We start from the raw sequence: 14,462 nt of genomic DNA on the forward strand, positions 1-14,462 counted from the left end.
GTCGCCCGGGTAAAACGCACCGTGCAGATGACATGGTGCATATTCATGATGAACCCCATTATTGGATCAGCACGGATTTGCGTGTTCCTGTGCCAATGTTAACGGAAAGAAAAATGCAGACTGAGGACAGCGGAAAAAAGAAATTATCCAAACTTGTTTGTCTCCCGGCTCAGGCACGTTCTTGCCGAGTTGATGTCTTGAGCAATTTTGGGATACGTTATATTTTTTCTGGACTGCCCCCTTCTCTCTTTCCGTTTTCTACTATATGTGAGGTTACTACTCAATTTCAATACATTTTTCAGGGCAAAACGCCGCTGCCTTTAATACCTCTTCGGTAACAGGCTGTGCTGGATTGATCAGCTCTGCCTTTTCTGTAAGTTCGTTGAGCCGAAAAAGATGCGGATACATTTCAATACAGGTCATACAGGCACTGCATCGATAGGTATCAATGGTGATGGATGTTGTTGAGCCCATAAATTGTAATCCGGCAGCTGTAGGGGGTACTCTTTGCAGGTTTAATTCCCTTGATTTCAGTTGGTTATACGGGGCTGTGAAGTTGTGGCGTGCCAGGAGTCTCAGCTGCAGGGCAAGGGATCTCCCCCTGCCCTGTGGAACGATCAGATATACGCTGAGTGACTCCAGGGTATGTCTTCACTCGTGTATTTGGCTCTGTTAAAGACAGCTGGACAGCGCATCTTTTGTAAAATTGGCGTCTGGTAAAATGGGATAATCACCATTAAAACAGGCCAGGCAGAAATGCTCCTTGGGAAGACCGGTGGCTTCCACCATTCCATCGACACTGAGATAGGTCAGTGAATCAAGGCCCAGGTAATCGCGGATCCCCTCAACCGTATTTCCAGCTGCTATAAGCTGAGAATTGGAAGGAAAGTCAATGCCGTAATAGCAACCATGACAGGTCGGAGGACAGCTGACAACCATGTGGACTTCCTTGGCGCCTACCTCTCGCAGACTTTTGACCCTGCTGCGTCCTGTTGTGCCGCGGATGATTGAATCTTCGACAATGATAACTTTTCTGCCACGTAAGAGGCAGCGCACGGGGTTGAGCTTGACGCGCACGGAAAAGTCGCGCATGGACTGTGTAGGCTGGATAAAGGTTCTGCCCACATAGTGATTGCGGATCATTCCCATTTCCAGGGGGATTCCCGAAGCATTGGAGTAGCCAATGGCTGCGTAGTTGCCCGAATCCGGAAAAGGCATGACAAAGTCAGCATCAATGTTTGTTTCCCTGGCAAGTATTTCTCCCATCCGTTTGCGGGCTTTGTAGACATTGAAGCCAAAGACATCGCTGTCAGGACGGGCAAAGTACACGTGCTCGAAAATGCAGAAACTTTTTTTACAGGGTTTCCAGGGGAAGAAGGAATCAATGCCATCCTTATTCACGATAAATACTTCACCCGGCTCAATATCCCGCAGGTAATCTGCCTCTATCAGGTCCAGTGCACAGGTTTCCGATGCGACCACGTAAGCCCCGTTGGACAATTTACCCAGGCAGAGCGGCCTGAAACCATGGGGATCCCGTACCGCAATCATGGTGTCTCTGGTCATCATCAGAAGCGAGTAGGCTCCTTTGATGGAACAGAATGTCTTTTTAATAGCCTCGGGCAGACCAAGATCGATATGTTTGGCAATAAGGTGGACAAATATTTCACTGTCCATGGAGGTCTGGAAAATGGATCCATCCTCTTCCAGTTGCTGACGGAGGGTTATGGAGTTGACCAGGTTACCGTTATGGGCCACACTCAGGGGAAGTCCTTTGTGGGTAATAAGGAATGGCTGAGTGTTGATGACGTTGGATTCACCGGTGGTGGAGTAGCGTACATGGCCAACAGCCATGTGCCCTGTAAGTTTCTGCAGGGTTCTTTCCGTGAATACTTCCGGTACAAGTCCCATATCCTTATGGATGGCAACCTTGCGCCCGTCAGAGGCAACAATACCTGCGCTTTCCTGGCCCCTGTGTTGCAGGGCGTAGAGCCCGAAGTAGGCCAGCTTGGCTGCATCCTCGTGACCATATATGCCACAAATGCCGCACTCGTGCTTTGGTTTGTAGGGAGATTGCTGGACAGATGAAGGAGAAATGTTTACGCTTTGCATAACTGAGTTTGTAATCACGCTGCGAGGTTCCTGAAAAATTGAAAAGGCACAAAGAACATTTCCTTGTGCCCATATTGTATCCTATCTGAAGCGGCAGGAGCCTCAAAAAGTTATTATCAACCAGATTACAGGTTTTTTTTCAAGGAAATATACGGTAATTTCCATTTTATTTGTAAAAAACATCTCATTTCCAGCTTAATCACTCATATTATGACTATGACACCTCAGGAACAAGCTCGACTCACCCAGACAGTAAAAGCTGCTGGCTGAGCTGCCAAACTAGGCCCGGGGGACCTGGGTCAAATATTGTGCGGTCTGGAACTTCCACAAGATCCTCGCCTGCTCGTTGGGTCACAGACCAGCGATGATGCCGGAGTCTATCAACTGGATGAGCACACTGCCCTGATTCAGACCCTGGACTTTTTTACACCCATTGTGGATGATCCTTACAGTTTTGGCATGATTGCGGCTGCCAACGCACTGTCAGACGTCTATGCCATGGGGGGCAAGCCCTTGTTGTGCATGAACATACTTGCCTGTCCCACACACGCCATGGATCAGTCTGTTTTCCGGCAGGTGATTGAAGGAGGCCTGGCAAAGGTCAGAGAGGCTGGGGCTCTTCTGGTTGGTGGACATTCTATTACCGATGAAGAACTGAAGTACGGACTTTCAGTTACCGGCCTGGTGCATCCCCAAAAAGTCCTGCTGAACAGTGGGGCCAGGCCAGGTGATGTCCTGCTTTTGACAAAACCCCTGGGAACAGGAATCCTGTCCACGGCTATGAAGGGTGGTCTGGGCCAGGAAGGTGATGAGCAGCGTATTGTTGAGGTGATGTCCACTTTGAACCGGCAGGCCATTGAGTGGCTGCGGCAACAACCTGAAGACGTGCAATACAAGGTACACGGGGCCACTGATATCACCGGGTTCGGGTTGATCGGTCACCTGCAGGAAACAGCCGTTGCTTCAGGGGTGCAAATTGTACTGCAAATGGATCAGCTTCCTGTGTTGTCCGGAGTCAGGGAAATGGCTGAAATGGGAATTATTCCCAAAGGAGCGTATACCAATCAGAAGTACTACCAGGCGTGGGTGGAAAACACGTTGCCGGAAATGGACTGGCGGGAAATGGTTGGATATGACCCCCAGACATCCGGGGGATTACTACTGGCCCTTGAAGAAGATGTTGCCCGTATGCTGATGGAAGCCCTTGCCCAAGAGGGGTATCCTTATCCCTGCGTAATTATTGGTTCTGTTAAAGAGGCTGCAACAGACAAGCATGTTGTGCAGCTTGTATAAGGGCCTCGGAAAATAATAAATATCGAAAAATTGCCTAGGATATCGGTTTGGTAACGTCGTCGCGTCAATGGTTCCATACTGGCTGTATTGAGCCATTGACGCGACGACGTTACCGAGTTGAGAGACAAGAAGGTTGGATAATATATTTTTTCCGTGACCCTTACATCAAGATTGCTGCTCTGTGGCCATGGCAAGTAACAACCTGGTCAGGTCAACCATGTCCTGCAACTCAACCTGTTCGTTGGTGGAATGAACATTGGTCATGCCCGTGGCAATGATTGCCGTGGCCAGCCCATGTCCGTTAAAGATGTTGGCATCACTGCCACCGCCACCTTTCTCATAGACCAGATGCATACTCAGGCTCTCGGCAGCTTTGGCCACCCGTTGAATGACCGGACTCTCCTTTTCCAGAGCCATGATAGGAAAATCTTCCCGCACATCGATCTGCACAGACGGAGTACCTTTGGCCTGGCCTGTGTGATCTTTCCATGTAGCGACGGTCTGCTCAAAGGCTGCTGTTATTTCTCTGGTAACGGCATCAAGCCGCTGCTGGTTATGGCTTCGTACTTCGGCCTGGATAGTTACTGTTTCCGGCACAATATTGGAGGCCATGCCACCCTGAATAGTACCAATATTGGCTGTTGTTTCATCGTCAAGGCGGCCACAGGGGCAGACAGCAATGGCTTTTGCCGCAACGGTGATGGCATTGACACCCCATTCCGGGTGTAACCCGGCGTGTGCAGCAACACCCTGTAAGGTGATGTCTATGCGGTTGAGCGCCGGAGCATGGGTAATGACTTTTGCAAAACCCGTGGAATCCAGGGCATAGCCTTCTTTTGCGCGTATCATGGCCGGATCAAGTGCTTTCGCTCCGATCAGGCCGATTTCTTCACAGGTGGTTATCACAAATTCCAGGGGGCGATGGAGAATGTTGTTCTCTTTCAAGACCCGCATGCATTCTATACAGGCTGCCAGACCGCTCTTGTCGTCACTGCCGAGAATGGTTTCCCCCTTGCTGGTGAAAACGTCGCCGGTTCGCAGTACTTCTACGCCACGGGCTGGTTCCACGGTATCCATGTGGCAGCTGAAAAAAATAGGATCCAGATCAAGGCTACCTGCAAAGCGAATTACTAAATTGCCGCAATCGGAGCCGGTGATGGCGTTTGAAGCATCCTCAAGTATTTCATCGGCCTGCAAGCTGGTGAAGATATCCTTCAGCAGCAGAGACACCTGTTTCTCGTGACGCGACGGGCTATCTGTTTCGCAGAGTTCTATAAAATTTTTTGCCAGTCGTTCTCTATCTATTTCCATGTATTGTCCTCATCAGCACAACAGCATGGGTGGCAATACCTTCTTCCCTTCCGGCAAAGCCCATCTGTTCTGTTGTGGTGGCTTTAATATTCAGAAGATCTGGCGTTATTTTACAGGCTGCTGCCAGCTGCTGCTGCATCCCTGCCAGATGTGGAGCAAGTTTGGGACGTTGACAAATTATGGTAATATCTGCGTTGCCAAGACGCAAGTCTCTTTCTTCTGCAAGGGTAATGACTTGTTTAAGCAGGAGAATACTTGAGATGCCCCGGTACTGTTCATCGTTATCCGGGAAATGGCGTCCAATATCGCCTGCGCCCATGGCTCCAAGAATGGCATCGCACAAGGCATGACAGACCACATCTGCATCGGAGTGGCCGGCAAGACCCAGAGGGTGCTCAATGGTTACTCCACCCAGGATCAGTTTTCTGTCCGGGACAAGTCTGTGTGCATCATAACCGTGGCCGATTCGTATGTTCATAGCGATCTGTTTTCAAGGAGAAACTCGCTGAGAGCCATGTCTCCCGGAGTTGTAATTTTGAGATTGTGCTCATGGCCTTCAACCACATGGACGGGTATCTGGCAATGTTCAAGTAAAGAGGCTTCGTCAGTTCCCTGAAAACCGGTTGCCTCGGCATGGGCAAATGCCTGCTCCAGCAATGGGCGTCGTGCAGCCTGGGGAGTCTGTGCCTGCCAGAGGTGGGAACGGTCAACCGTGGCCTGGACCAAATGTTCGGCGTTCACCTGCTTGATGGTATCCTTGACAGGGATGGCGGCTATTACAGCCCCCTCAAGCATGGCACCCTGCATGGCACGTACGATGGTTTCCCGGTTAACCAGAGGGCGAGCTGCGTCGTGGACCAAAACCAGTTCAATTTCAGACGGTAAAGCAGCAAGTCCGGCTCGAACCGAATCCTGACGAAGAGTGCCGCCTGCGGTAAATTGCACTTTATGTTGTAATGTTTCCGGCAGGTGCTGCAGGATGAGCGTTTTGGTGGTATTGCCGTGTTCTGGATGGATGACAATGACCATGCTGCTGATATCCTGCATGGTAAGGAAGGCCAGGACAGTATGAACCAGAACAGGTTTTCCGCGCAGAGAAAGATGTTGTTTGGGCACAGAACTGTTCATACGGCTGCCGATGCCTGCGGCCGGGATAATGACGCCCGTGGGCGGATATGGAGAGTGTATCGTATTCAAAGGAAAAAGGGGTGAGTTATAAGCCGAATTCTGTTTTCGTCAGAGACGAACCATGATCATTTGACTGGGATGCCGGTCACCCGACACCTCATGCAACCTACCCGGAAGCTCGGACGGACAGCCCGGTGGCGCTTCCCTATTTGGTCTTGCACCCAGTGGGGTTTACCCTGCCTCTCATGTCACCATGAGAGCGGTGAGCTCTTACCTCGCCTTTTCAACCTTGCCTGTGGGTGCGTGCACCCCATCGGCGGTATGTTTTCTGTGGCACTTTCCTTTGGTTGCCCAAAGTTCGCGTTACGAACCACTGTGTCCTGCGGTGTTCGGACTTTCCTCTCCAGCATATTCGGCTGGAGCGATCACGCGCTCACCCCTCGAGTAAAGCTTTCCTTTGTACCAGTTTTATAGTCTTCTGTCCAGACCTGTTGACATGGAATCCACATGCGCCCGGCTATGCGGCCAGCGCATGCAGATTTCAACGTGTAGTGCCTGCTCCTTAAAGACCTTCTCGGGGTTCCGTTGCCCGTTCGGGTGCTCTCGAACGGACAATCCCGCTGGTAGGCTGACCTGGATTATCGATGGTCAATTCCCTGATTTGCCAACGCATCGGCACGGGCATTCTGAGCCCGTGGAACATGGGAAACAGACCATGATGCGAAGTGGTTGAGAAGTTCAACGACCTTGGTATACAATGGTTTAAGTGATGCGTTCTTCACTTTGTACAAACCATTGATCTGTTTGACGATCAGCTCTGAATCGAGAAATACGTCCAGCTTTATGCAGCCGATTTTTCGGGCATGCTCAAGGCCGAGCAGCAGGGCTTTATATTCAGCCACATTGTTGGTGCATTGTCCCAGATACGTACTCAGACAGGAAATTTCATCCCCTTCAGGAGAGCATATGGAAATTCCAGCTCCGGCATGACCGGGGTTGCCCCGGGAAGCTCCGTCAGTGAAAAGCCTGCAGACATCGGCAGTGGCCCCTGCATTGAACTCTGTCACGGATGGTTGTATTCCCCTGGATAACGGTTTGCCGGCAATCTGCGCCCGTATGATTTCCGGAGCTGCCCCCGGAAAAATCGATTTGATAGTGCTGTCATCGAGTTTTTCCGCAAGGGTGCGAAGTATGGTCTCCCTGCCCGGAGGATCAGTTATCAACGGCTTCTTCCTCTGGTTCCATATAGTAGAGTATACGCTGGCAGTTAGGACAAAGGTGCAGTTTTTCCCCTTTGCGGATATCGTTGAACTGCTGTGGAGGGAGGGTCATAAAGCAACCCTGGCAGACGGCGTTGATGATTTGGACAACCGCGAGGCCATCGCGTTTTTTCAGCAGCATGTTGTAGCGTTTCAGCTGATTGGCCTTGAGTTCGCCGGAGAGTTCTTCTCTTTTGCTGACAATTTTTTTGCGGTCAGCGTCTATTTTTTTCACTTCACGCTCGACCTCTTGAACTGCTTCTGCAAGGAGTTCTTTTTCTCCGGCACAGAGATTTTCCAGTTCTTTTATTTCCTGCTCAGTCTCCTTTACCTGCTCAGCAAAGGCCTTGGCCTGTTCTTCGGTCTCTTTGAGCTGTTTTTTATTCTCTTCAATTTCCTTTAAGAGTGCCTGGTGTTCCCGACTGGTCTGCACCTGCATCATCTTATTCTGTCGGTCTTTTATGCGGGCATTGGCATCTTCGTGGTCCATCTTCGCCTGCCGCTCATTGGCCTGGAGCGCGGTGATTTTTTCCTGGCAGACAGCTATCTCGTTTTCTTTTTCTGAGATAAGTGCTTCCTTATTGGTAATGATTTTTTCCTTGAGAGCAATGTCTGCGTCAAAGCCTGCTATTTCACTGTCTATGGTTTGCAGGTCGATAAGTTTGGCTATTTCGTTTTTCAATGTTCACTCCTTGGTAGCCTATCGGGTAAAACAATTTATTTTTATGGGTGTATACAGCGTGGTGATATCTGGTCATGGGGATTCTGGGGTACTGATGATGGGGGGCATGACCAGAGAAAGGGGTGCCGCCTGCCTGCTAAAGCAGATAGGAAGTGATATATTCAGGTTATCGAACTCCTTTTGCAGTCGCTTCCCGAGCACGGGAACCGCAGGCTGTTCAGTTGCAAAATGTCCTCCGTCTATGAGCCACAGGCCGGCCTCTTCAGCCCAGCGGGCAACCGAATGTTTGATCTCAGCAGTTATGAACACGTCTGCTCCCTGTTGAAGAGCTGTTTCTGCAAAATCTCCGCACGATCCTCCACAGACAGCCACTGTTTCTATGGAGTTTGGTCGTAGTCCAGCTTCAAGAAGCCAGGGAGGAGACAACGCGTTGTACAGAAGGGAGACGAACGCCTCGGCAGACATGGGCGTTGCACAGGTTCCTATTCTACCTAATCCGCACGACTGCAGGCAGTCACTCTTTCCCTGGTTGGGAATGAGCGGACGCATCCCGCCAAGGCCAAGGGCCTGGCCCAGAATATCACTCACGCCTCCGGACGTGGCATCCAGATTGGTATGGCATCCGATAAGAGCAATGTTGTGCTGCATGGCACGGGCGATAACGTTTCCGGGAAAAGTGTGCGTATGAACTGCTTTGAGGGGACGAAAAATTACAGGATGATGGGTTATGATCAGATTGCACCCGTTGCTGATGGCCTCATCTATGACGGCGGAACAGGGGTCGAGACCAATGAGGAGGCCTGTGACGGGCGTGTCCGGTGAGCCCACCAGAAGACCTACATTATCCCATGACTCTGCCAGTGAGGCAGGTGCAATATCCTGGAGTATGGTGAGAAGATCGTGTACCTTTGTTGGCATAGCCTGTGTTATAAAAGAAAAAGAGGTACATCCCTGTTGGGGTGTACCTCTTTGTTGACATTGATGTCAATGTCTTGCTGTTCTATCAGCAATAATATTCGGTAAACTCTGGTAGTGTTCAACTTCCTGGGGTATATCATCCGGGAAAGAAATGATTACATATCTTTCCATTTATATGGTGGGCCTACCTGGACTCGAACCAGGGACCGACCGGTTATGAGCCGGTGGCTCTAGCCAACTGAGCTATAGGCCCTCAAGTTAGCAAACTAGCAAACGTAAAATAATAACATAAATTTTAAACAGGTCAATATTTTTTTGCGTGTAAACCTGAAAAGACGTATCATTGTTTTATGATCTATAATAATCTCATATATTTCTTGGTTGTCATTTTTCTCTTTTCAACCCAATCAGCCCCGGAAAAACCGAATTTTTCACCAGGGATGACCCTGCTGTTTTTCCTCGGTTTGATCCTGGGGTATTGGGCTTTGAGCAAAAAAGTATGCTCCGGCGCTGTGAAGGAAGGGGTGAACCGGTATTTCAGTCAGGAAAAGAAATTATCTCTTCTTGCTGTGGCTGTCTTTGCTATCATGACCTTTGTCCTTGATATCAAATATTACCTGCATCCCTTGTCTTTGCAGGGCAAATTCCCGGTACTGGAAAATCTTGCAGGTCTGGTGGTGTTTTTCTGTCTGCTCAGCATTATGTGGATGAATCAGAAATCCATGTATGAAAAGGTTTTCGGCAGACACTATGTGGCAGGAAAGTATATTTTTTCCAATATCACTGCCAATATTCCCATTGTCCTTCCCTGGCTGATCCTTTCTCTGCTGTTTGACAGTCTGCAGCTGTTACCCTTGCCGGGAGTGAACACCTTTCTTGCTTCCACCTGGGGAGACCTTTTCCTCTTTCTCGTTTTTATCTGCGTGCTTGTGGTATTTTTTCCTGTTCTGGTGAAAAGGGTCTGGGGGTGTACGCCCATACCGGATGGGCCGTTACGGGAACAGGTTGAAGGGTTTCTCCGGCAGCAGAATCTGCACCTTGATATTCTTTACTGGCCCCTGTTCGAGGGCCAGGCACTGACTGCCGGTATCATGGGTATTGTGCCACCATTTCGCTATTTAATGATTACGCCTGCGCTTGCAAAGGTGCTTACCCCCTGGGAACTTGAAAGTGTGCTGGCCCATGAAATCGGGCATGTCCGTAAGAAGCACCTGCTTCTTTATATCGGTTTGTTTCTGGGAGCCAGTCTGTTGATTAACTCACTGTTTGAACCGCTGCACTACATACTGCTCGGCTCGGAGTTGCTGTATACAGTCTGCGAATGGTTGAATCTTTCCCCGGCAAATACACTGCTGAGCCTGATTACGAGCATGATTCTTGTTTTTCTTGTTGTCTATTTCAGATATGTTTTTGGTTTTTTTATCCGTAATTTTGAACGTCAGGCAGATACCTTTGTTTTTCAGGCACAACAGACCGCTGCCCCACTGATTGCTTCCTTTGAAAAAATAGCCAGCCTGAGCGGCAATAATCGTGACGAAAAAAACTGGCATCACTTCGGCATTGGTGAACGTATTGATTTTCTGTTGCGATGCGAACAGGATAAAAAACTGATAGGGCGCCACGACCGTAAAGTCGGCTTCTCTTTACTGGCTTATGCCTGTTGTATGGTACTGCTGATAGGAGGGTTGCACAGCATTGATACCGATCAGCTTCGTAAAGGAAATGAACTCAGGTTTTATGAAGAACTCTATGGCTATAACATGCGGAAGGACCCCGGGAACAGTCGTTTGGCCATCGAGATGGCAGATCTGTATATGGGGAGGCAACTGGAAAAAAAGGCCATTGCTGCCTATGAAAGAGCCCTGATTCTGCAACCAACAAATCCCCATGTGAACAATAATCTGGCCTATCTGTTATTGACCGCAGAGAATCGGGAGCTGCGTGATGCCGCGCGGGCCCTGACCCTCGCCCGATCAGCAGCCCTGATTGATAAGAGTGGTTTTGTTCTGGATACACTGGCAACGGCGTTCTGGGCAAACGGCCTGGTGGAAGAGGCTGTTTTTACTGAACGTAAAGCAATGCAGGTTGATGGGCATAACAGGAACTACTACAAAACGAAGCTGGATCTCTTCCTTCACAAAAAATGGGAGGAAGTGGAAACATTTCCCTGATACAGCTGTATAGCCCATGGAGTAGCATTTCTCTTGAAATGTTTTTTTGAGTACATGGGAGAGAGCCGGGTATCCTGTATAAAGTTGGGGTAGATACCCTTTTCCACGACCCTAAAGAAGCATGGAAGGAATCGTCATTTCCCCTTTGAGACATGCCTGGTCAAACGCTTTGACAACGGTTGCGTCAAACTCCTTGCCAGAGCCACTGACGATGATTTCTCTGGCCTTTTCCTGGCTGGTTGTGTCGGTGAATGGTTTGGTATTGACCAGGGTGTCGTAGCGATCGGCAACTGCCAGGATGTGGGCTCCAATGGGCAAAGGTGCTGCATCTGCCTGCTCTGATTTCGGATGAGCTTCTATGGTGTGATTGGATATGAGCAGGGGGAGAATGCGTGAAAGCAGGGTTTCCTGGTCTGTTTTTGTGCTGCTGTTTTTCTGATTGTTTTCAGATGCAAGAAATGAAGCCTTTTCAAGAACTTCTCGGCTGATGTCAGGGGAACCTATATCATGCAGCAGGGCGGCTGAACGGATATCTGCAATTTCCTCATCGTTAAGGCCGCATTCCCTGGCTATTTTTGCAGCATAAATGGATACACGAAAACAATGATCTTCTGTGTTGTCATCTTGGGTGATAACATGTCTCAGAAGCAAAAGAATTCCCTGGTAGGTACGGCGTAATTCCTTTATTTTTTGCTGGTGCAACTCATAGAGACTCCCCATGAGATAGGCTGTGAGCAGGAGGATGCATCCCCAGGAAACAACGTGGTACCATTGATTGGTCCCACCAAGTCCGGCACCGTTTTCCGTGATAAATCTCTCCGGGATATTGAGGCAGGTAATAGTGACGAGCAGGATGGATGCAAAGGCTGTCATGACTGCCTGGTTTCTACCAAAAAAGAATGCCGAGAGGATGGTGGGAACGGTAAAAAGACCCAACAGAAGGTATTGGGATGCCACTGTAAAATTAAGCAATCCCGCTGCCAGCAGCATGGCCGCAATAATGGCAAGCTCTTTTGCAAGGCCAGCATACTGGTGAAACGGAAATCCGGCCAGCGTAAAGGCATCTTTTTTTGATTCGCCTTTGTTTGTGCTGGCTTTTTTGACTGCCTGAGCAATGTCTGTTTCATTGCTTTCAGGGGGCATGTCACCGGCTTCATCTGTTGCTGGTTGTTCACTTATGGGAATAAACGCAACGTCTGCCTGGAGCTGGCGCAAGTCATTGCGCACCTTCCTGGCCGTTGCTTCCGGGACTTTTCTGGCAAGCACGACTGGCAATTCCTCCAGTAATCCCGGAACACTTTCCGGGTGGATATTTTTGGCGTATTTCTGCAGGTATTGCGTGACTTCTGCTATCGCGCTTTGCCCATTGATTGCCTTTAAGATGAGGCAACCGGTTCTTTGGTCGAGGTCTGAGAGATTCATGCCGCTGGTACGGTTGAATTTGTGTACAGCCTTTAATATGGTCTTTCCTGAACTTATACTCATCTGTTACGGCGAATTGAACTACATTTTTAGTTATAATATGTCGGGGTGTTACCTGCGGTAGCAGCCTATGATGAAATGTGTCGTATGCCTAGAAGCTTTGTTTTTCTTAGCTCGGGCAGGAAACCATCATTGCTGGACAGGCAAGTAACCGGTAGACATCTCGGATGACAGCCTAAGGGATCTGAAAAAATATCCAATTGTATTGCTCTCTCAACGTATTCCCCTGACAGTTTCATGGATCCATGGATAGTGCGGAACCATAGAAGCAGTCAGGGGAATGAGCCGGTATCCTGCGCAATTTTTGGGATAGTTATTCTTTCCCGCGACCCATCAATTGTAACTGTAAGATATATCATGCCAAATATGGAAAAAATATTGGCCGTGATTATTTCCTTACAAAATGATTATATGGGGAGCAAAGAGGTAATTCAAGGAATTGCATAAATAATTGCCTACTGATACCGTGAAATGTTCACAGAGTGCCTTAATCTTTCCACGATCAGCCTGGCTTGCGTATGACCCTGTACGCTGCGTCAGCCTGCTTACGACAACTACAACCCTCTGTGACCAGGTATCTTATACCATTTCAATAGCAAGTCGAGAGTCTCAAATGAAAAACATTAGGTCTGGTGCATGGATGATTGTGCAAATCTGTCTGCTTTTATGCATGGCATGTTGTGTTCTGGGGGTACGCTATCAGGTGATATCCTGGAAGCTTGCAATGATAGTGGCTGGAGTATGTGTGGTGTTGACGACCGTACTGGGCTTTTTAGGCCTGATGACAGCCCTGATGGGCATGCACCAGGGGCAGTGGTCAGGATTTATGACAGGATTTGCCAGTTTTCTTTTCTCCTGGATTCCCCTCTCTCTGGTTTTGATAGTCTGGACTGGCAGCAGAGATTTCCCGTTGATTCATGATATTACAACAGACAGTGTGTCGGTTCCAACGTATGAAGTTCTTGCTGCCCGCAGGACAGGCCATGAAAATAGCCCTGACTATGCAGGACAGGAAATAGCCACCTTGCAGAAGCAGGCCTACCCGGATATTGTTCCACTTGTCATGGAAGGGAATCGAGGAGAAGTTTTCCAACAATGCCTGCAGGTGGCAGAATCTTTACAGTGGCAGATCGTTTCCAGTAGAAAGGAAGATGGAATTATTGAGGCTGTGGCAACTACCCGAATATTTCGATTTCATGATGATATTATTATTCGGTTGACCCCGGAGGAAATGGGTGTCAGGGTGGATATCCGATCTGCATCCAGGGTGGGAAAAGGCGATTTGGGTGCCAATGCCCGTCGGATACGGGAGTTTTTCTCGCAGTTGCGAGTACAAGGGGTAAGTGATGAATAAACCGTATATTCTTGTGACCAATGATGATGGTGTTCATGCACCAGGAGTCAAAGCCCTGCATGAGGCTGTTTCCACGCTGGGGCACGCAATTACCGTTGCTCCTGAACGCGATAATTCCGCAGTGAGCCATTCCCTGACCATGAATCGTCCTCTCAAGGTGGAGCAGATTGCATCAGATGTGTATTCTGTAAACGGGACACCTACTGATTGTGTGACCATAGCTCTGAACAAAATTCTGGAGAGCAGGCCTGTGCTGCTTGTTTCCGGAATTAACCCCGGTGGGAACCTTGGAGATGATATCAGTTATTCCGGGACGGTGTCCGCAGCTATTGAAGGAACCATGTATGAAATTCCATCCCTTGCTTTTTCATTGGCAGGCAATCAACCCTTTGATTTTACCACTGCAGCCTCGGTCGCCTGGAAGATGGCTTCCATGGCTCTTGCCTTCAAGCTCCCTCCCAGGAGCCTGTTGAACGTTAACATTCCCAACTGTCCTGCCGGCGATATTCAGGGCGTTCTTTTTACCAGACAGGGACGGCGGAGATATAAGGACTCCATCCAGGAGACCTTTGATCCATGGGGACGTAAACATTATTGGATAGGTGGTGGAACCGTACACTGGGCAGAGGATGAAGGTTCCGATGAAATGGCTATTCGCAATCAGTATATATCAGTAACCCCTATCCAGCTGGACCTCACAAACCATATAGGCCTGGGGTATCTTCAGCAATATTGGAAAAGTTGAAATTTCT

13 protein-coding genes, 1 tRNA gene and 1 other RNA gene are annotated in these 14,462 nt (G+C 49.1%); 4 read left to right on the forward strand and 11 right to left on the reverse strand.

Going from position 1 to position 14,462, the window contains the following annotated elements; translation table 11 throughout:
* Nucleotides 1-276 precede the first annotated feature (276 nt).
* Nucleotides 277-474, reverse strand: coding sequence for a ferredoxin (locus tag G493_RS0114800; protein WP_028581023.1), 198 nt, complete (start codon nucleotides 472-474; stop codon nucleotides 277-279).
* 198 nt (nucleotides 475-672) lie between these two features.
* On the reverse strand, nucleotides 673-2,112 hold the full coding sequence (purF, locus tag G493_RS29435; RefSeq protein ID WP_051309328.1) for an amidophosphoribosyltransferase: 1,440 nt from the start codon (nucleotides 2,110-2,112) through the stop codon (nucleotides 673-675).
* 216 nt (nucleotides 2,113-2,328) lie between these two features.
* On the opposite strand from purF, the gene selD reads away from it, so the two are divergent.
* The gene (gene selD, locus G493_RS0114815) at nucleotides 2,329-3,405 is read left to right on the forward strand and encodes a selenide, water dikinase SelD (RefSeq protein ID WP_084813601.1); all 1,077 of its coding nucleotides are present in this window, start codon (nucleotides 2,329-2,331) and stop codon (nucleotides 3,403-3,405) included.
* A gap of 165 nt (nucleotides 3,406-3,570) precedes the next feature.
* Here selD and G493_RS0114820 read toward each other — a convergent pair whose 3' ends face one another.
* From G493_RS0114820 to G493_RS0114850, 8 genes are all read right to left on the reverse strand, one after another.
* Entirely contained in the window at nucleotides 3,571-4,716 is a 1,146-nt protein-coding gene (locus tag G493_RS0114820) for a M20/M25/M40 family metallo-hydrolase (RefSeq protein WP_028581025.1), read from the reverse strand.
* Entirely contained in the window at nucleotides 4,703-5,194 is a 492-nt protein-coding gene (gene ispF, locus G493_RS0114825; RefSeq protein WP_084813598.1) for a 2-C-methyl-D-erythritol 2,4-cyclodiphosphate synthase, read from the reverse strand. Before ispF ends, G493_RS0114820 begins: the two co-directional genes overlap by 14 nt.
* The gene (gene ispD, locus G493_RS0114830) at nucleotides 5,191-5,844 is read right to left on the reverse strand and encodes a 2-C-methyl-D-erythritol 4-phosphate cytidylyltransferase (RefSeq protein WP_051309329.1); all 654 of its coding nucleotides are present in this window, start codon (nucleotides 5,842-5,844) and stop codon (nucleotides 5,191-5,193) included. The genes ispF and ispD overlap by 4 nt, the downstream gene beginning before the upstream one ends.
* A gap of 72 nt (nucleotides 5,845-5,916) precedes the next feature.
* Nucleotides 5,917-6,285: RNase P RNA component class A (rnpB, locus tag G493_RS32315), an RNA gene on the reverse strand.
* Between the two features lie 197 nt (nucleotides 6,286-6,482).
* On the reverse strand, nucleotides 6,483-7,067 hold the full coding sequence (locus G493_RS29440; protein ID WP_051309330.1) for a ribonuclease HI family protein: 585 nt from the start codon (nucleotides 7,065-7,067) through the stop codon (nucleotides 6,483-6,485).
* The gene (locus G493_RS0114840; protein WP_028581028.1) at nucleotides 7,057-7,785 is read right to left on the reverse strand and encodes a zinc ribbon domain-containing protein; all 729 of its coding nucleotides are present in this window, start codon (nucleotides 7,783-7,785) and stop codon (nucleotides 7,057-7,059) included. The genes G493_RS29440 and G493_RS0114840 overlap by 11 nt, the downstream gene beginning before the upstream one ends.
* Nucleotides 7,786-7,857: 72 nt before the next feature.
* Nucleotides 7,858-8,703, reverse strand: a complete 846-nt coding sequence (locus tag G493_RS29445) for a Nif3-like dinuclear metal center hexameric protein (protein WP_051309331.1) — start codon at nucleotides 8,701-8,703, stop codon at nucleotides 7,858-7,860.
* Between the two features lie 176 nt (nucleotides 8,704-8,879).
* Nucleotides 8,880-8,956 (reverse strand) — tRNA-Ile (locus G493_RS0114850).
* Between the two features lie 97 nt (nucleotides 8,957-9,053).
* Here G493_RS0114850 and G493_RS0114855 point away from each other — a divergent pair.
* On the forward strand, nucleotides 9,054-10,874 hold the full coding sequence (locus tag G493_RS0114855) for a M48 family metallopeptidase (protein ID WP_028581029.1): 1,821 nt from the start codon (nucleotides 9,054-9,056) through the stop codon (nucleotides 10,872-10,874).
* A 111-nt stretch (nucleotides 10,875-10,985) separates the two neighbouring features.
* Here G493_RS0114855 and G493_RS33465 read toward each other — a convergent pair whose 3' ends face one another.
* Nucleotides 10,986-12,359 carry an HD-GYP domain-containing protein gene (locus tag G493_RS33465; RefSeq protein WP_028581030.1) on the reverse strand — a complete coding sequence of 458 codons (1,374 nt, stop codon included), beginning with the start codon at nucleotides 12,357-12,359 and terminating at the stop codon, nucleotides 10,986-10,988.
* Between the two features lie 610 nt (nucleotides 12,360-12,969).
* Here G493_RS33465 and G493_RS29450 point away from each other — a divergent pair.
* Together G493_RS29450 and surE are read left to right on the forward strand one after the other, a co-directional pair.
* Complete coding sequence (locus G493_RS29450) at nucleotides 12,970-13,710, forward strand: DUF1499 domain-containing protein (protein ID WP_051309332.1); 741 nt, start codon at nucleotides 12,970-12,972, stop codon at nucleotides 13,708-13,710.
* Nucleotides 13,703-14,455, forward strand: a complete 753-nt coding sequence (surE, locus tag G493_RS0114875) for a 5'/3'-nucleotidase SurE (RefSeq protein ID WP_028581031.1) — start codon at nucleotides 13,703-13,705, stop codon at nucleotides 14,453-14,455. The genes G493_RS29450 and surE overlap by 8 nt, the downstream gene beginning before the upstream one ends.
* Nucleotides 14,456-14,462 lie beyond the last annotated feature (7 nt).

It is taken from the genome of Desulfogranum japonicum DSM 18378 (assembly GCF_000429945.1).
Lineage (GTDB): Bacteria > Desulfobacterota > Desulfobulbia > Desulfobulbales > Desulfobulbaceae > Desulfogranum > Desulfogranum japonicum.

Bases quoted from the DNA above. Each gene is read 5' to 3' on its own strand.
- G493_RS0114800 (WP_028581023.1), bottom strand. From the start codon at position 474: ATGGGCTCAACAACATCCATCACCATTGATACCTATCGATGCAGTGCC.
- purF (WP_051309328.1), bottom strand. From the start codon at position 2,112: ATGCAAAGCGTAAACATTTCTCCTTCATCTGTCCAGCAATCTCCCTAC.
- G493_RS0114820 (WP_028581025.1), bottom strand. From the start codon at position 4,716: ATGGAAATAGATAGAGAACGACTGGCAAAAAATTTTATAGAACTCTGC.
- ispF (WP_084813598.1), bottom strand. From the start codon at position 5,194: ATGAACATACGAATCGGCCACGGTTATGATGCACACAGACTTGTCCCG.
- ispD (WP_051309329.1), bottom strand. From the start codon at position 5,844: ATGAACAGTTCTGTGCCCAAACAACATCTTTCTCTGCGCGGAAAACCT.
- G493_RS29445 (WP_051309331.1), bottom strand. From the start codon at position 8,703: ATGCCAACAAAGGTACACGATCTTCTCACCATACTCCAGGATATTGCA.
- G493_RS0114855 (WP_028581029.1), top strand. From the start codon at position 9,054: ATGATCTATAATAATCTCATATATTTCTTGGTTGTCATTTTTCTCTTT.
- G493_RS33465 (WP_028581030.1), bottom strand. From the start codon at position 12,359: ATGAGTATAAGTTCAGGAAAGACCATATTAAAGGCTGTACACAAATTC.
- G493_RS29450 (WP_051309332.1), top strand. From the start codon at position 12,970: ATGAAAAACATTAGGTCTGGTGCATGGATGATTGTGCAAATCTGTCTG.
- surE (WP_028581031.1), top strand. From the start codon at position 13,703: ATGAATAAACCGTATATTCTTGTGACCAATGATGATGGTGTTCATGCA.